We start from the raw sequence: 15933 nt of genomic DNA on the forward strand, positions 1-15933 counted from the left end.
TATAGGGAGTTTGGCCGCCTGCGACGGGCGCCGACCCGATCTAGATCATTTCTTGCGGAAACGATCCAATCGCACGACTTCGGCGCCGCCCTGGTTCGGAGCCGCCGGCTCCTCAGTGCCTTCCGCAGGGTCAGTGGCAGGGGCCACCGCGACCGCGGACGGGGCGGGAGCGGCCGGCAAGGTCTCGGCCGAGACGTCGGCGACATCGGAGGTGTCGAACTGGAGGCCGAATTTCACGGACGGATCAAGGAAGCTCTTGATGGCGCTGAACGGCACGATCAGCCGCTCCGGAATGCCGCCGAAAGACAGGCCGACCTCGAAGCGGTCCTCGAGCACGGTCAAATCCCAGAACTGGTGCTGCAGGATGATCGTCATCTCTTCTGGATATTGGGCCAGCAGCCGCGACGACAGCTTCACGCCCTCCGCCTTCGACACGAAGGTGATGAAGAAATGATGCTCGCCGGGTAGTCCCTGGGACGCGGCGTCGGTCAGCACCTTGCGCAACACGCCGCGCAGCGCGTCGCGGGCCAGCACATCGTATCGGATATGATCGGTCGCCATGGTGGTCCTGTTGCATTCCAGGAGCTGGGCCCTGCCGGCCCGACTCGCCAAGTCGCAATAGTACCGCGCCTGACGGGTCAGCAGGAGTCCCCGCGGGGTAGGAAATAAGAGGTAAGTGGAGGCTTCTGTTGCCAGGTGCCTCCGAACCCCGCCTAACGGAGCTTAACCCGTTAGGACTTCAGAATGGTCTTTCAAACTGCGTTACGCAGCCTGAGCAACCGGAGCAAAGTTGTCGTTGGCAACTATTGCATAGCCCGATAACGGCGGAACAATACCGGGAAAAAGAACGCCCTTTACGCCCTCGTCGATCCTATTTCGCCCCCGCCAAAGCCCGCTTTCAGGGCCAGCCCGCTGGTGGGCTTTGGTGGAGGCGCCGGGTACCGCCCCCGGGTCCGAATGGTTTATTGCGACGACCGTTTATTTCCATAGCCGGCGAACCGGCACTCCCAATATAGGGGGCAAACGTTTCAAATAACAGGTGTTTCGAGGGATCATTCCGAGGTTCCCTCTGGATAGGTTCCCGGCAGGCTTGGCCGCCTGCCGGCCGGCGTTCTAAGCTCCTGACATGTCCGAGGATTCCGCACCGGTCGCGCAACAACCAGTTCAAGAGCCGGACGGTCCAGCCACCAGCGCCGTTCCGCCGGGCTTGCTCGCGCTGTTCCTCGCCTTCGCCAGGATGTCGCTGGCGGGCTTCGGAGGGGTTTTGGTATTCGCCCGGCAGGCCATCGTCGAGCAGCACCGCTGGATGACGGCGGACGAGTTCAACGAGACTTTTGCGCTCTGCCATTTCCTGCCCGGGCCCAACATCGTCAATCTCTCGATGGTGTTCGGCGCGCGGCTGCGCGGGATCGCCGGCGGCATTGCCGCCTTTGCAGGGCTGTTGCTGCCGCCCACGCTGATCATGACGGTGCTCGCGATCATCTACGCCCGGTTCGGCGATGTGGACGTGCTGCGCCGCATCCTCGCGGGCATTTCCTGTGCGGCCGTCGGCCTCTTGATCGCGGTGGTCTTCCGGATGATGACGCCGCTGCTCAAGCGGCTGGACGCCTTGGCGCTCATCCTGATGCTGGGCGTGTTCCTCGCCATCGGCGTCCTTCGCCTGCCGCTCCAGGCCGTGCTTTTGGTCGCGATCCCCGTCAGCGTCGGCGCCACTTTCCTGATGCGGCGGAAGGTAGCAGCATGAACGCGGAGAACCCGATCTGGGGGCTGATCTCGACCTTCGGTCTGATGTCGCTGTTCGCGGTCGGCGGTGCCGCGGCGGCGGTGCCCGAGATGCACCGCATCGCGGTCGATGTGCATCACTGGATGACCGACAAGCAGTTCGCCGATGCCTATGCGATCGCGCAGCTCTCACCAGGTCCGAATGTGCTTATCGTCACGTTGATCGGCTATGCTGTCGCCGGCATCCCCGGCGCCCTGGCGGCGACTTTGGCCATGTGCCTGCCCACCGCGTTGCTTGCCTATTATGTCAGCCGGCTCCTCAACCGGCCGAACCAATCGCGCTGGCCCGGGCTGATCCAGGCTGCACTGGTTCCGCTCTCGATCGGCCTGATGGCGGCGAGCGCCCTGATCCTCGCCGAGTCGACCGATCGTACGCTTGCTGCGCTGCTTCTGACCGCGACGGTTGCAGTGGTCGCATCCGTCTCGCGCATCAATCCACTATGGATTTTGCTCGTCGGGGGCTTGTTGGGTTTTGCTGGCATTGTGTAATGAAAATGGCTAGGCAGGGATCCGGGCGGGGGCATCGATTTCCAGCCGATTAGAACAACAGTGCTCGTGGCTTACGGGTCGCGGAGGAGACATGCATGGCCGATACGATGGGCCACTCGGCGACAGCCAACCGAAACACCTCGGTGGTGATCAGCTTTTGTCTGCTGGCCATAGCGCCGCAGATTTTCGAATTCATCTGGTCGTTCGGGACGATCTTTGGCTGGGGCGCTGGACGCGGGCCGGCCGCCGTCGTCATCAGCCACGCGACTGCGCTGCTCGCGGGGGCGCCCGGCGCGTTGCTCGGGGCGGTCGGCGGTGACACCAAGAAGGCGTCATCCGATGTGCTGCTGGCGCTGATCTATTCCTATCCGATCTTTGCGGTGGCGATTCTCACGTTCTTCATGACGATCAGGTCCGCGCAGGACTATGTCGGCGGAATCGTGCTGATGGCGCTCGCCTTGTTCGCACTGTGGGCCTCTAGCGATTTGCAGGGGATGCGGGGCTTCTCCTTTGGCGCCGGCACGGCGCCGCGGATGTTTGGCGGGCTCCTCGTCGCACTTGGCGCCGGCATCGCGTTGACGGGGCTGCTGACCGACGGGCCCAGCATGGCGCACTATGCCTGGCGTGGGCCGCTCTTCGTGATGTTCTCGATCGTCTTCTTCGCGCTGGCGATTCGTCCGCTTGGGGTGGTGGTAACGGCGTTCGCAAGCTTCATGATCGCGGCGATGGGTACGCATGAGACACGCTGGGTCGAAGCGCTCATTGTCGGCGCCTGCCTGACGCTCGGCTGCGCGCTGCTCTTCCCCTACGTGCTAGGCCTGCCGATGCCGATGTTCCCGCGCTTCCTGGTTCAGTGAGGGTGTGATGTTCGATCTCTTCCACAATCTGGGCCTTGGTTTCGGTGTGGTGTTTCAGATCTCCTGGTGGTCACCCTGGTGGCTCTACGGTCTGTCGCTCCCGATCTCGATCAATATTCTCATGTGCCTGATTGGCGCATTGGTTGGCACACTGGTCGGCGTGCTGCCCGGTATCGGCACCGTCGCAACCGTGGCGATGCTCCTGCCGATCACGTTCGGATTGCCGCCGGTCGGCGCGCTGATCATGCTCGCCGGCATCTATTATGGTGCCCAGTACGGCGGCTCCACCACCTCGATCCTGGTCAATATTCCCGGTGAGGCGACGTCGGTCGTTACCGCCATCGACGGTCACCAGATGGCGAAGCAAGGCCGTGCCGGCCCGGCGCTGGCGATCGCGGCGATCGGCTCGTTCTTCGCCGGATGCGTTGCGACCGTGCTCATCGCCGTGCTCGGTGCGCCGCTGACCAAGCTCGCTCTGGCGTTCGGCCCGGCGGAATATTTCTCGCTGATGGTGCTCGGCCTGATCTTTGCGGTGGTGCTGGCCAAGGGCTCGGTCCTGAAAGCGATCGCGATGATCGTGTTCGGCCTGATGCTGTCGATGGTCGGCTCCGACATCGAGACCGGCGCCTCGCGCATGGCGTTCAACATTCCGGAGCTTGCCGACGGTCTCGGCTTTGCGACGGTGGCGATGGGCGTGTTCGGCTTCGCCGAGATCATCCGCAACCTCGACGCCGGCGCCGAGATGAACCGCGACCTCGTGCAGCAGAAGATCACCGGCCTGATGCCGACCAGGAAAGACCTGATCGACTCGGCGCCTGCGATCCTGCGCGGCACCGTGCTCGGATCGATCCTCGGTATCCTGCCGGGCGGCGGCGCGGTCATCGCGTCCTTTGCGTCCTACACGCTCGAGAAGAAGATCGCCAAGAACCCGTCGCGGTTCGGCCGCGGTGCGATCGAAGGCGTGGCGGCGCCGGAAAGCGCCAACAATGCCGCGGCGCAGACCTCCTTCATCCCGCTGCTGACACTCGGCATCCCGCCCAATGCCGTGATGGCGCTGATGGTGGGCGCGATGACCATCCACGGCATCGTGCCCGGTCCGCAGGTGATGCAGAAGCAGCCGGAGCTGGTTTGGGGCATGATCGCCTCGATGTGGATTGGCAATCTGATGCTGATCATCATCAACCTGCCGCTGGTCGGAATCTGGGTGCGGCTGTTGCGCGTCCCTTACCGGCTGATGTTCCCCTCGATCGTGATCTTCTGCGCGATCGGCATCTACTCGGTGAACAACGCGCCGGTCGACGTCATCCTGGCAGGCGTGTTCGGTCTGGTCGGCTACTGGCTGATCAAGCACGATTTCGAGCCGGCGCCGCTGCTGCTCGGCATGGTGCTCGGACCGCTGATGGAAGAGAACCTGCGCCGCGCGCTGCTGATCTCGCGCGGCGACTGGAGCGTGTTCCTGACGCGTCCGCTGTCGGCCGTGCTGCTCGGCATCGCCGCTTTCCTCCTGGTGCTCACGGTGCTGCCGGCGTTGCGTGCCAAGCGCGACGAGGTGTTCACCGAATCCGAAAACTAGGGGCGCCGCCAGCGTCGGCGCGCCGTGACCCGAACCCAAGCCGGCAAGTTGGCCAGCAGGATCAATCTGATAGACAAGGGGCGGGACGCTGAGTTCCGCCCCTTGTCGTTTGCACCGGGAGCGCTCACTTTTCCGGGTATAATGCGCATGGATGGCGAATCGCCGCTGTCGCAGCGCGGGGGCGGCCGCTAAGTTCGCCGCCTCCCCAAAGGCTCACGCACATGCACCAGTATCAGGACCTGCTCGAGCGGATTCTTTCAGACGGCGCCGAAAAGACCGACCGGACCGGCACCGGCACGCTGTCGGTGTTCGGCCATCAGATGCGCTTCAACCTGTCCGCCGGTTTTCCGATGCTGACGACAAAGCGCCTGCCGCTGAAGGCGATCGTGCACGAACTGTTGTGGTTCCTGAAAGGCGATACCAACATCAAATATCTGCGCGACAACGGCGTCACCATCTGGGACGAGTGGGCCGACGCCAACGGCGATCTTGGCCCCGTCTACGGCCACCAGTGGCGCTCCTGGCCCGCGCCGGACGGACGCAGCATCGATCAGATCGCGAATGTGATCGACATGATCAAGCGCAACCCGGACTCGCGCCGCCTGATCGTCTCGGCCTGGAATCCGGCCGAGGTCGACAAGATGGCGTTGCCGCCGTGCCACTGCCTGTTCCAGTTCTATGTCGCCAACGGCAAGCTGTCGTGCCAGCTCTATCAGCGTTCGGCCGACGTGTTCCTCGGCGTCCCCTTCAACATCGCCTCCTACGCACTGCTCACCATGATGGTGGCGCAGGTCACGGGCTTGAAGCCCGGCGACTTCGTGCATTCGTTCGGTGACACCCATCTCTATTCCAACCATCTGGAGCAAGCGAAGCTCCAGCTCACGCGCGCACCGCGCGCGCTGCCGGTGATGCGGATCAACCCCGACGTGAAGGACATCTTCTCCTTCCGTTACGAGGACTTCGAGCTCGTCGGCTACGATCCGCATCCGCACATCAAGGCCGCGGTCGCGGTCTGAAGTCGATGCAGCTCAACATCCGCCGTGTGCGTCCCGGTGAGGCCGGGCTGGTTCTCGCTTTCATCCGCGAGCTCGCCGAGTACGAAAAACTTTCGCACGAGGTCGAGGCGACCGAGGCTGACATCGCCGACGCACTGTTCGGCGAACGACCGCAACTCCATTGCGCTCTCGCCGAGTGGAACGGCGAGCCGGTCGGCTTCGCGGTGTGGTTTGCGAATTTTTCGACGTTCAGCGGCCGCCACGGCATCTATCTCGAAGATTTGTATGTGCGGCCATCGCATCGGGGCAGGGGCCTCGGCAAGGCTCTGCTCGTGCACCTCGCCAGGGAATGCGTCGAGAACGGCTGGTCCCGGCTGCAATGGGCGGTGCTTGACTGGAACGCGCCGTCGATCGCGTTCTACAAATCGCTCGGTGCCATCATGCTGGAGGACTGGACGCTGTGCCGCGTCACCGGTCCGGCGCTGACGCGGCTTGCCGGGAGCGCGACCTGATGGAGATCGTCTTCGTCGTCGCGATCGCGGAGAACGGCGTCATCGGGGCCGGCAACGCAATGCCGTGGCGAATGAAATCCGACATGGCGCGCTTCAAGGCGCTCACGATCGGCAAGCCCGTGATCATGGGCCGCAGGACCTTCGAATCCCTGCCCCGGCCGCTTCCCGGCCGCACCAACATCGTCGTCACGCGCGATGCGGATTATCGCGCCGCCGGCGCCATCGTGACGACATCGACTGCCGCCGCAGACGCCATCGCGCGCGGCGATGCCCTGCGGCGTTCGGTCGCCGAGATCGCCGTGATTGGCGGCGCCGAAATCTTTCGGCAATGGCTCGATCGCGCCGATCGCCTCGAGATCACCGAAGTGCATGCCCGGCCCGAAGGCGACACGCATTTCGACATCGACAGGGCAGAGTGGGATGAGGTTGAACGCATCCGTCATCCTGCCGGACCCCACGACAGCGCCGACTACTCCTATGTGACATATCGTCGGCGGGCAGGCCATTAACCGCATTTGCCAATGTTAACATTGACTTTTCTGCCCCCAAGCTTAGCTCGGAGGGCGGCGAGGGCTGCGTTGTAAGGGACCTGCCTGTCCCCTATAAAGCCGGACCGGACAAAGCGGGCGGGGGCAATTTCACCCTGCCGAGGAGAGCGTCGAATGCCGTGGAAGAATCAGGGCGGTGGCCCATGGGGCTCGGGTCCGAAGGGACCATGGGGCAACGGCCCGCAACCGGTCGGGCCAAGGCCGCCGGATCTGGAAGATCTTCTGCGGCGCGGCCAGGATCGCCTCCAGCAGATCATGCCGGGTGGCTATTTCTCCGGCATCGGCATCACGCTGATCGTGCTGCTCATCGTCGCGTTCTGGCTGCTGTCGGGCTTCTTCCGGGTGCAGTCCGAAGAGCTCGGCGTCGTGCTGCGCTTCGGCAAGCATGTCCGCACCGTGGAGCCCGGCCTGAACTACCATCTGCCCTATCCAATCGAGACCGTGCTGCTGCCAAAGGCCTTGCGCGTTTCCACCATCTCCATCGGCATGACGCTGATCGACGACCCGGCGCGGCGCGGCCGCTCCATTCGTGACGTGCCGGAAGAGAGCCTGATGCTGACCGGCGACGAGAACATCGTCGACGTCGACTTCACCGTGCTCTGGCGCATCAAGCCCAACGGCGTCGGCGATTTCCTCTTCAACATCCAGAATCCCGAAGGCACCGTGAAGGCGGTCGCCGAGAGCGCGATGCGCGAGGTGATCGGCCGCTCGCAGATCCAGCCGATCCTGACCGGCGCGCGCAACGTTACCGAACAAGGCGTGCAGGAACTAATCCAGAAGACCCTGGACAGCTACGGCGCCGGCATTCAGATCAGCCAGGTGCAGATGCAGAAGGTCGACCCGCCGGCGCAGGTGATCGACGCCTTCCGCGACGTCCAGGCGGCGCGCGCCAATCTCGAGCAGCTGCAGAACGAGGCGCAGACGTATGCCAACCAGGTCGTGCCGCAGGCACGCGGGCGTGCGGCGCAGATCATGCAGGCCGCCGAAGGCTACAGGGAGCAGACCGTCGCCGAGGCCAAGGGCCAGAGCTCGCGCTTCCTGAAGGTTTACGAGGAATACAAGAAGGCGCCCGACGTGACGCGTGAACGGATTTATCTGGAGACGATGGAGCGCGTGCTCGGCGGTTCGGAAAAGCTCATTTATGACGGCGGCCAGTCGGGCCAGGGCGTCGTGCCTTATCTGCCGCTCAGCGAGTTGACGGCCAAGCGGCCGCCTGCAACCGGCCAGCAGACGACCGGAGGCAACCGATGAGATCTCCGGTCACAGGTATCGTCACGCTGCTCGGCCTCCTGCTCGTCGTGATCGTGGGCTACATGTCCCTGTTCACGGTGGCGCAGACCGAGCAGACCATCGTGCTGCAGTTCGGCAAGCCCGTCGATGTCGTTACCGCTCCCGGCCTGCACTTCAAGGCGCCGTGGAATTCGGTGATCAACATCGACAAGCGCATCCTCGATCTGGAGAACCCGTCGCAGGAAGCGATCGCGTCCGACCAGAAGCGGCTCGTGGTCGACGCCTTCGCGCGTTACCGCATCAAGGACGCGCTCCGCTTCTATCAGAGCATCGGCTCGATCCAGGCCGCCAACATCCAGCTCACCACGCTCTTGAACGCTGCGCTGCGCCGCGTGCTCGGCGAGGTCACCTTCATCAACGTGGTCCGCGACGACCGCGAGAAGCTGATGCAGCGCATCCGCGATCAGCTCGACCACGAGGCCGACGGCTACGGCATCCAGGTCGTCGACGTCCGGATCCGCCGCGCCGATCTGCCGGAGCAGAACAGCCAGGCGGTCTATCAGCGCATGAAGACGGAACGCGAGCGCGAAGCCGCCGAGTTCCGCGCGCAGGGCGGCCAGAAGGCCCAGGAGATCCGCTCCAAGGCCGACCGCGAGGCGACCGTGATCGAGGCGGATGCAAGGTCGCTGGCCGAGCAGACGCGCGGCGTCGGCGATGCCGAGCGCAACCGTCTGTTCGCCGAAGCCTACGGCCAGGACGCGGATTTCTTCGCCTTCTACCGTTCGATGGCGGCCTATGAGACCGGGCTGCGCGCGAACGACACCCGCTTCCTGCTGCGCCCGGACTCGGATTTCTTCCGGTTCTTTGGTAACCCGTCCGGCAAGACGGCGACCACGACGCCAGCGAAGCCGTAAGTGAGACAAGGGCGGCAAGTCTGGCCGCCCTTCGTCCAGACAAGAACAGCACAACGGGAGGTTCCAATCCGATGAGGTCCATTGCGTTCGCCGACTTCCTCATCGGTTTGGGCATCCTGTTCGTGCTGGAAGGCTTGATGTTCGCGGCAAGTCCGGCCTGGATGCGCAAGGCCATGAAAAGCGCGATGGCCACGCCGGATAACGTCCTGCGGGCGGTCGGCATTGGTTCGGCCGTGGCCGGCCTGGTCCTGATCTGGGTTATGCGACGTCCAATTTAGCCGTCGCACCAACGCCAAAGTGAAGGCGAGGGACCGGTTTTCGCCTTATTATCCGGGTCTTGAGGCCCGTTAAGGTCCGCGCTTGCGCCGTCCCCCCGTTCGAGCGCAGTCTTGACGTCGAATCCTTGTTTCCTGGAGATCACAATGACCGCTGCCACCATTGCCCCGACCCGTTTGCGCTTAGGGCTGGCCGCGCTCGCCGTCGGCGCTTTCAGCGCACTCGGCACACCGGCCTATGCGCGCGGACCGGATGGCATCGCCGACGTCGCCGAGAAGGTGATTGACGCGGTCGTCAACATCTCGACCTCGCAGACCGTCGAAGCCAAGGGCGGGGGCGGCGGCAGCAATGCCATGCCGCAACTGCCGCCCGGTTCGCCCTTCGAGGAGTTCTTCGACGACTTCTTCAAGAACCGCAAGGGTCCCGGCGGCGGCAGCAAGGGCGGCGAGAACAGCCCGGCGCCGCGCAAGACCAACTCGCTCGGAAGTGGCTTCATCATCGACACGTCAGGCGTCGTCGTCACCAACAACCATGTCATCGCGGACGCCGATGAGATTAACGTCATTCTCAACGACGGGACCAAGATCAAGGCCGAACTGGTCGGAGTCGACAAGAAGACCGACCTTGCCGTGCTCAAGTTCAAGCCGTCGAAGCCGCTGGTGTCGGTGAAGTTCGGTGATTCCGACAAGCTGCGCCTCGGCGACTGGGTCGTCGCGATCGGCAATCCTTTCAGCCTCGGCGGCACCGTGACGGCCGGTATCGTTTCGGCGAAGAACCGTGACATCTCCTCAGGTCCCTACGACAGCTACATTCAGACCGACGCCTCCATCAACCGCGGAAATTCCGGCGGTCCGCTGTTCAACCTCGATGGCGACGTCATCGGCGTCAACACGCTGATCATCTCGCCGTCCGGCGGCTCGATCGGCATCGGCTTCGCCGTACCGTCGAAGACGGTGGCGGGTGTCGTCGACCAGCTCCGCCAGTTCGGCGAATTGCGCCGCGGCTGGCTTGGCGTGCGCATCCAGAGCGTCACCGACGAGATCGCCGAGAGCCTCAACATCAAGCCGCCGCGCGGCGCGCTGGTTGCCGGTGTCGACGACAAGGGCCCGGCCAAACCGGCCGGCATCGAGCCCGGCGACGTCGTCGTCAAGTTCGACGGCAAGGACGTCAAGGACCCGAAGGATCTGTCTCGCGTGGTCGCCGACACGGCGGTCGGCAAGGAGGTCGACGTCGTCATCATCCGCAAGAGCCAGGAGGAAACCAAGAAGGTCACGCTCGGCCGGTTGCAGGATGCCGACAAGGTGCAGGCCGCGGTGAAGACCGACGAGCCTCCGCCTGAAAAGACCGTGACACAGAAGGCGCTCGGCCTCGATCTCGCCGCGCTGAGCAAGGACCTGCGTGCGCGCTACAAGATCAAGGACAGCGTCAAGGGCGTGGTCGTCACCAATGTCGACGCCAATTCGGATGCCGCCGAGAAGCGCCTCTCGGCCGGCGACGTCATTGTCGAGGTGGCGCAGGAGGCCGTCTCCAGCGGCGCCGACATCCAGAAACGGGTCGACCAGCTCAAGAAGGACGGCAAGAAATCGGTGCTGCTGCTGGTGTCGAACGCCGACGGCGAGCTGCGTTTTGTCGCGCTGAGCGTGCAGTAAGAGCGCTCGCTTTCACCTCTCGTCATGGCCGGGCTTGACCCGGCCGTCCACGCCTTGCCATGCGGACGAGCGTAACGTGGATGCCCGGGACAAGCCCGGGCATGACGGCGGAGAGGAGGAGGCTACGCCTCCACGAACTCCTCGCGCCGATACCCCTGCGCGTACAGCAGCGCGGTGAGATCGCCATGATCGATCCGCGCCGCCGCAGCGGCGGCCACCGCGGGCTTGGCGTGATACGCCACGCCCAGCCCCGCCGCCTGGATCATCGCGAGATCATTGGCGCCGTCGCCGACCGCCAGCGAGTCGATGTCGTCGAGATCGAACGATTCCATCAGATCCACCAGCGTCGCGAGCTTTGCCGCGCGCCCCAAAATCGGCTCCTTCACCTCGCCAGTGAACTTGCCGTCGCGGACGACGAGCTCGTTGGCGCGGTTCTCCTGGAAACCGATCCTGGTGGCGACCGCGCTGGTGAAAAGCGTGAAGCCGCCGGAGACGAGGCAGGCATAGGCGCCATGGGCGCGCATGGTCGCGACCAGTTCGCGGCCACCCGGCGTCAGCGTAATGCGCTTGGCCAGCACCTCGTCGACGGCACTGGCGGGAAGGTCCTTGAGCAGCGCGACGCGCTCGCGCAGCGCCGGCTCGAACTCGATCTCGCCGCGCATCGCGCGCTCGGTGATGGCGGCCACATGGGCCTTCACCCCGACGAAATCGGCGAGCTCGTCGATGCATTCCTGACCGATCATGGTGGAATCCATGTCGGCGAGAAAAAGCTTCTTGCGCCGGAAGCCGACTGGCTGCACCACGATGTCGATGGGCAGGTCGCCGCGAAGCTCGCGGAGCCGCTGCTCGATGGCGTGACGGTCGCCTTCGAGGTTACTGTCGGCGCCGAACGGGATGTCGACTGCAACCCCGTCGAACAGCCAGTGCGCGGGAGCTGCCTGAGGCAGCACGGCGCGGGCGCCGTCGACGATGGTCGAGTCGAGCGCGGGATTATTCGGGTTGCAGATCAGCGTGGCAACGAGGGACATTTGAGGTTTTCGTGAGCGAGGGGCAAGTCGGCAGAAGGCATGTTGGCAAGGCGGTGCTTATCGCAGGCCCGACCGCCAGCGGCAAGTCGGCGCTGGCGCTCGAGCTTGCGCTCGCTGCGGGCGGGGTCGTGATCAATGCCGATTCCATGCAGGTCTACCGTGACCTCCGCATCATCACCGCGCGCCCCACCCTTGGCGACGAGGCGCAGGTGCCTCATCGCCTGTACGGCCATGTCGATGCGGCCGTGAATTTTTCAGCCGGTGCCTGGGTGGGCGACGCGGCCAAGGCGCTCGAAGCGGCGAAAGCCGAAGGGCGCCTGCCGATCTTCATCGGCGGCACCGGGCTCTATTTCAAGGCGCTCACGGCGGGCCTTTCCGTGGTGCCACCGATCCCTCTCGAGGTGCGCGAGGACGTCCGGGCGCGGCTGGAGCGGAACGGCGTCGAAGCGCTGCACGACGAACTCGCAGCCTCCGATCCGCGGGCGGCCGAGCGCTTGAACCGTCGCGATCGCACGCGCATTGCGCGCGCGCTCGAAGTGGTCGAAGCCACCGGCCGTTCGCTGCTGGACTGGCATCATGAGGGCCAGCCGCCGCTCTTGCCCAAGGACAGTTTTCGGGCGGTGTTCCTCGCGCCCGAGCGCGACGAGCTCTATGCGCGCATCGACGCCCGCTTCGACGCCATGTTGGGTGCCGGCGCGCTAGAGGAGGCGGTGCGTCTCGCCGCCCGAAACCTCGATCCGCTACTGCCGGCGATGAAGGCTCATGGCGTGCCGGCGCTAATCCGGCATCTGCGCGGTGAGCTCAGCCTGGAGCAGGCGGCGACCATCGGCCGCGCCGACACCCGCCACTACGCCAAGCGGCAGTTCACCTGGTTCCGGCACCAATTGCCCGAATTCGAGTGGGTGAAGCCGGGGGAGATTCGGGGCTGGCTGGCGGCGATCGTGAACGCGGCGCGGGACCAAGGCTGACACGCTTTTGTGCCTCGGCTCCCGAATTTACCTCTCGCCCAACCCCGGGAACACCGCTACACTGCCAAAATCGCGCGGGAACGGCCGCATTGCCTTGACATCGGGGCGCTGGCCGCTATGTTTCGCGCAACCTTTGGGAAGCCGGGCACCTGCCATGCGTAACATTATTACCAAACTCCTTATCGCCGTCGTACCCAGGCACACCGCCGGGGGTGGCTAGCTGCCATCCACATGACAGGCGGTGTGCATGGGCCCTCTTCGGGGCCTTTTTTATTTCCGAAAACCCGACACGAACGAAGCCGCTGACAACAGCGCATCCGGAGCAAGCCAATGAGCGACAAGAGCCACGATCCGAACCAGATGACCGGCGCCGCGATGATCGTCCGCGCGCTCATCGATCATGGCGTGACCGACATTTTCGGCTACCCCGGCGGCGCGGTGCTCCCGATCTACGACGAGATCTTCCAGCAAAGCGAGGTCCAGCACATCCTGGTTCGGCATGAGCAGGGCGCGGGCCACGCCGCCGAGGGCTATGCGCGTTCGACCGGCAGGCCGGGCGTTGCACTGGTGACCTCCGGCCCCGGCGCCACCAACATGGTGACGCCGCTCACCGACGCGCTGATGGACTCGATCCCGCTGGTCTGCATCTCCGGCCAGGTGCCGACGCACCTGATCGGCAACGACGCGTTCCAGGAATGCGACACCGTCGGCATCACGCGCCCCTGCACCAAGCACAACTGGCTGGTGCGCGACGTCAACGATCTCGCAAAGGTGCTGCACGAGGCGTTTTACGTTGCGACCACGGGTCGGCCGGGCCCGGTGCTCGTCGACGTGCCCAAGGACGTGCAGTTCGCGACCGGCACCTATCATCCGCCGCGCAAATCCGACGTGCATCGCTCCTACGCGCCGCGCGTGAAGGGCGATGCGACGCAAATCCGCAAGGCCGTCGCGCTGCTCGCAGGCGCCAAGCGCCCCGTGATCTATAGCGGCGGCGGCGTGATCAATTCCGGTCCCGAGGCGACCAGGCTGCTGCGCGAGCTGGTCGAGGTCACCGGCTTTCCGATCACCTCCACCCTGATGGGCCTCGGCGCATATCCCGCCTCGGGCAAGAGCTGGCTCGGCATGCTCGGCATGCACGGCACCTATGAAGCCAACATGACCATGCATGATTGCGACGTCATGCTGTGCGTCGGCGCGCGCTTCGACGACCGCATCACCGGCCGCGTCGATGCGTTCTCGCCGGGGTCGAAGAAGATCCACATCGACATCGACCCGTCTTCGATCAACAAGAACATCCGCGTCGACGTGCCGATCATCGGCGACTGCGGCAACATCCTCGGCGACATTCTCCAGGTGTTCAAGGCGGAGGCGAAGAAGCCCGACATCAAGGCCTGGTGGCAGCAGATCGCGCAGTGGCGCGCCCGCAACTCGCTCTATTTCAGGAAGAGCAACGACGTCATCCTGCCGCAGCATGCGATCCAGAGCCTGTTCGAGGCGACGCGCGGCAAGGACACCTACATCACCACCGAGGTCGGTCAGCATCAGATGTGGGCCGCGCAGTTCTACGGCTTCGAGGAGCCGCATCGTTGGATGACCTCGGGCGGTCTCGGCACCATGGGCTACGGCCTGCCGGCCGCGGTTGGCGTGCAGGTTGCCCATCCCGACAGCCTCGTCATCGACATCGCGGGTGATGCCTCGGTGCAGATGACGATGCAGGAGATGTCGACGGCTGTGCAGTACGAGCTGCCGATCAAGATCTTCATCCTGAACAACCAGTACATGGGCATGGTGCGGCAGTGGCAGCAGCTGCTCCATGGCAACCGCCTGTCGCATTCCTATTCGGAGGCGATGCCGGACTTCGTCAAGCTCGCGGAAGCCTACGGCGGCGTCGGCCTCCAGGTGCACAAGCCCGGTGATCTCGACGGCGCCATCCAGGAGATGATCTCGGTCAAGCGCCCGGTGCTGTTCGACTGCCGCGTCGCGTCGCTGGAAAACTGTTTCCCGATGATCCCCTCCGGCAAGGCGCACAACGAGATGCTGTTGCCGGAGCAGGCCAACGACGAAGCCACCGCGAAGGCGTTCGCCGGCGGTAAGGCGCTGGTGTGAGCGTGATGTTCGACCTGAACGAGCTCGAACGCGCACATGCGATCGTGGGGCAGGCGGTGCCGGCAACGCCGGCGCACGCCTGGCCGCTGCTCGCCGAGCGGCTCGGCACGCAGGTCGTGGTCAAGCACGAGAATCACACGCCGACGGGCGCCTTCAAGGTGCGCGGCGGGTTGGTCTATCTCGATCGGCTGAAGCGCGAACGGCCGAACATTCCGGGCATCATCTCGGCGACGCGCGGCAATCATGGCCAGAGCCTCGCCTTTGCGGCGAGCCGCCATGGCGTAACTGCCGTGATCTATGTGCCGCGCGGCAATTCGGTCGAGAAGAACCGCGCGATGAAGGCGTTCGGCGCCGAACTCGTTGAGCACGGCGAGGACTTTCAGGCCGCACGCGAGGAAGCCGGACGCCACGCGCAGTTCGCCGGGCTGCACATGGTGCCGTCGTTCCATACGGACCTGGTGCTGGGCGTGGCGACCTATGCGCTCGAATTGTTCCGGGCCGCGCCCGATCTCGACATCCTCTATGTGCCGATCGGGCAAGGCTCGGGGATCTGCGGCTGTATCATGGCGCGCGATCTGCTCGGCCTGAAGACCGAGATCGTGGGCGTGCAGTCGACCGAGGCGCCGTCCTACGCGCTGTCGTTCGCGGCGGGTCAGGTGGTGACCACCGAGACCAGCAACACGCTCGCGGACGGCATGGCGACGCGGATTCCCGATCCGGAAGCGCTCGCGGTCATCCTCAAGGGCGCCTCGCGTATCGTCCAGGTGACGGACGATGAAATCGCGCTCGCGATCCATGCGCTCTGGACCGACACGCACAATCTCGCCGAAGGCGCCGGCGCCGCCGCGCTCGCCGCGGCGCTTCAGGACAAGACAGGATTGTCGGGCAAGCGCGTCGGTCTCGTGCTGTCCGGCGGCAATATCGATTTCGATCTGTTCCGCGGTTGGGTCGGGACGGATGCGCCGGTCGCTCATCAGGCGACGGCGTAACGACGAGAATGAAGGGG

General features: G+C 64.7%; 16 protein-coding genes and 1 other RNA gene. 14 read left to right on the forward strand and 3 right to left on the reverse strand.

The genetic code is table 11. From position 1 onward, the window contains the following. Positions 1 to 45: 45 nt before the first annotated feature. On the reverse strand, positions 46 to 561 hold the full coding sequence (locus IVA93_RS09530; RefSeq protein WP_018454329.1) for an SspB family protein: 516 nt from the start codon (positions 559 to 561) through the stop codon (positions 46 to 48). A gap of 114 nt (positions 562 to 675) precedes the next feature. Continuing rightward, positions 676 to 1042, reverse strand: a transfer-messenger RNA (tmRNA) gene (gene ssrA / locus IVA93_RS09535). Between the two features lie 84 nt (positions 1043 to 1126). Between ssrA and IVA93_RS09540 the strand changes: the two genes are divergently transcribed. From IVA93_RS09540 to IVA93_RS09590, 11 genes are all read left to right on the forward strand, one after another. Then, positions 1127 to 1744 (forward strand): chromate transporter, encoded by a 618-nt coding sequence (locus IVA93_RS09540; RefSeq protein ID WP_018454330.1) that lies wholly within the window; start codon positions 1127 to 1129, stop codon positions 1742 to 1744. Continuing rightward, complete coding sequence (locus IVA93_RS09545) at positions 1741 to 2271, forward strand: chromate transporter (RefSeq protein ID WP_018454331.1); 531 nt, start codon at positions 1741 to 1743, stop codon at positions 2269 to 2271. The genes IVA93_RS09540 and IVA93_RS09545 overlap by 4 nt, the downstream gene beginning before the upstream one ends. Before the next feature lie 95 nt (positions 2272 to 2366). Beyond that, the gene (locus IVA93_RS09550; RefSeq protein WP_018454332.1) at positions 2367 to 3128 is read left to right on the forward strand and encodes a tripartite tricarboxylate transporter TctB family protein; all 762 of its coding nucleotides are present in this window, start codon (positions 2367 to 2369) and stop codon (positions 3126 to 3128) included. Positions 3129 to 3135: 7 nt separating this feature from the next. Next, a complete protein-coding gene (locus IVA93_RS09555) occupies positions 3136 to 4701 on the forward strand; it encodes a tripartite tricarboxylate transporter permease (protein WP_018454333.1) in 1566 nt (521 codons plus the stop codon). A gap of 221 nt (positions 4702 to 4922) precedes the next feature. Continuing rightward, on the forward strand, positions 4923 to 5717 hold the full coding sequence (locus tag IVA93_RS09560) for a thymidylate synthase (RefSeq protein WP_007613362.1): 795 nt from the start codon (positions 4923 to 4925) through the stop codon (positions 5715 to 5717). A 5-nt stretch (positions 5718 to 5722) separates the two neighbouring features. Beyond that, on the forward strand, positions 5723 to 6208 hold the full coding sequence (locus IVA93_RS09565) for a GNAT family N-acetyltransferase (protein ID WP_018454334.1): 486 nt from the start codon (positions 5723 to 5725) through the stop codon (positions 6206 to 6208). Beyond that, positions 6208 to 6717: a dihydrofolate reductase gene (locus IVA93_RS09570; RefSeq protein ID WP_018454335.1), complete on the forward strand. Its 510-nt coding sequence runs from the start codon at positions 6208 to 6210 to the stop codon at positions 6715 to 6717. Before IVA93_RS09565 ends, IVA93_RS09570 begins: the two co-directional genes overlap by 1 nt. Positions 6718 to 6870: 153 nt before the next feature. Beyond that, a complete protein-coding gene (gene hflK, locus IVA93_RS09575; protein WP_007600977.1) occupies positions 6871 to 8007 on the forward strand; it encodes an FtsH protease activity modulator HflK in 1137 nt (378 codons plus the stop codon). Beyond that, positions 8004 to 8900 (forward strand): protease modulator HflC, encoded by an 897-nt coding sequence (hflC, locus tag IVA93_RS09580; RefSeq protein ID WP_018454336.1) that lies wholly within the window; start codon positions 8004 to 8006, stop codon positions 8898 to 8900. The genes hflK and hflC overlap by 4 nt, the downstream gene beginning before the upstream one ends. Positions 8901 to 8971: 71 nt before the next feature. Then, positions 8972 to 9178 (forward strand): DUF2065 domain-containing protein, encoded by a 207-nt coding sequence (locus tag IVA93_RS09585; RefSeq protein ID WP_018454337.1) that lies wholly within the window; start codon positions 8972 to 8974, stop codon positions 9176 to 9178. 144 nt (positions 9179 to 9322) lie between these two features. Next, positions 9323 to 10825 carry a Do family serine endopeptidase gene (locus IVA93_RS09590; protein ID WP_018454338.1) on the forward strand — a complete coding sequence of 501 codons (1503 nt, stop codon included), beginning with the start codon at positions 9323 to 9325 and terminating at the stop codon, positions 10823 to 10825. A 122-nt stretch (positions 10826 to 10947) separates the two neighbouring features. Here IVA93_RS09590 and serB read toward each other — a convergent pair whose 3' ends face one another. Continuing rightward, positions 10948 to 11853 (reverse strand): phosphoserine phosphatase SerB, encoded by a 906-nt coding sequence (gene serB, locus IVA93_RS09595; RefSeq protein WP_018454339.1) that lies wholly within the window; start codon positions 11851 to 11853, stop codon positions 10948 to 10950. 11 nt (positions 11854 to 11864) lie between these two features. Between serB and miaA the strand changes: the two genes are divergently transcribed. The 3 genes from miaA (at position 11865) to IVA93_RS09610 (ending at position 15916) form a co-directional block, all read left to right on the forward strand. After that, a complete protein-coding gene (miaA, locus tag IVA93_RS09600; RefSeq protein WP_018454340.1) occupies positions 11865 to 12821 on the forward strand; it encodes a tRNA (adenosine(37)-N6)-dimethylallyltransferase MiaA in 957 nt (318 codons plus the stop codon). A 330-nt stretch (positions 12822 to 13151) separates the two neighbouring features. Then, positions 13152 to 14927, forward strand: a complete 1776-nt coding sequence (locus IVA93_RS09605; protein WP_018454341.1) for an acetolactate synthase 3 large subunit — start codon at positions 13152 to 13154, stop codon at positions 14925 to 14927. A 5-nt stretch (positions 14928 to 14932) separates the two neighbouring features. Beyond that, positions 14933 to 15916 carry a threonine dehydratase gene (locus IVA93_RS09610; RefSeq protein WP_026232715.1) on the forward strand — a complete coding sequence of 328 codons (984 nt, stop codon included), beginning with the start codon at positions 14933 to 14935 and terminating at the stop codon, positions 15914 to 15916. Positions 15917 to 15933: the final 17 nt, after the last annotated feature.

The sequence above is a fragment of the Bradyrhizobium sp. 155 genome (assembly GCF_023101105.1).
Taxonomy (GTDB): Bacteria; Pseudomonadota; Alphaproteobacteria; order Rhizobiales; family Xanthobacteraceae; genus Bradyrhizobium; species Bradyrhizobium canariense_D.

Coding starts and splice junctions, on each gene's coding strand:
- serB (WP_018454339.1), bottom strand. CDS start 11,853: ATGTCCCTCGTTGCCACGCTGATCTGCAACCCGAATAATCCCGCGCTC.
- IVA93_RS09585 (WP_018454337.1), top strand. CDS start 8,972: ATGAGGTCCATTGCGTTCGCCGACTTCCTCATCGGTTTGGGCATCCTG.
- IVA93_RS09560 (WP_007613362.1), top strand. CDS start 4,923: ATGCACCAGTATCAGGACCTGCTCGAGCGGATTCTTTCAGACGGCGCC.
- hflC (WP_018454336.1), top strand. CDS start 8,004: ATGAGATCTCCGGTCACAGGTATCGTCACGCTGCTCGGCCTCCTGCTC.
- IVA93_RS09530 (WP_018454329.1), bottom strand. CDS start 561: ATGGCGACCGATCATATCCGATACGATGTGCTGGCCCGCGACGCGCTG.
- IVA93_RS09570 (WP_018454335.1), top strand. CDS start 6,208: ATGGAGATCGTCTTCGTCGTCGCGATCGCGGAGAACGGCGTCATCGGG.
- IVA93_RS09605 (WP_018454341.1), top strand. CDS start 13,152: ATGAGCGACAAGAGCCACGATCCGAACCAGATGACCGGCGCCGCGATG.
- IVA93_RS09540 (WP_018454330.1), top strand. CDS start 1,127: ATGTCCGAGGATTCCGCACCGGTCGCGCAACAACCAGTTCAAGAGCCG.
- IVA93_RS09545 (WP_018454331.1), top strand. CDS start 1,741: ATGAACGCGGAGAACCCGATCTGGGGGCTGATCTCGACCTTCGGTCTG.
- IVA93_RS09590 (WP_018454338.1), top strand. CDS start 9,323: ATGACCGCTGCCACCATTGCCCCGACCCGTTTGCGCTTAGGGCTGGCC.
- hflK (WP_007600977.1), top strand. CDS start 6,871: ATGCCGTGGAAGAATCAGGGCGGTGGCCCATGGGGCTCGGGTCCGAAG.
- IVA93_RS09610 (WP_026232715.1), top strand. CDS start 14,933: ATGTTCGACCTGAACGAGCTCGAACGCGCACATGCGATCGTGGGGCAG.
- IVA93_RS09555 (WP_018454333.1), top strand. CDS start 3,136: ATGTTCGATCTCTTCCACAATCTGGGCCTTGGTTTCGGTGTGGTGTTT.
- IVA93_RS09565 (WP_018454334.1), top strand. CDS start 5,723: ATGCAGCTCAACATCCGCCGTGTGCGTCCCGGTGAGGCCGGGCTGGTT.
- IVA93_RS09550 (WP_018454332.1), top strand. CDS start 2,367: ATGGCCGATACGATGGGCCACTCGGCGACAGCCAACCGAAACACCTCG.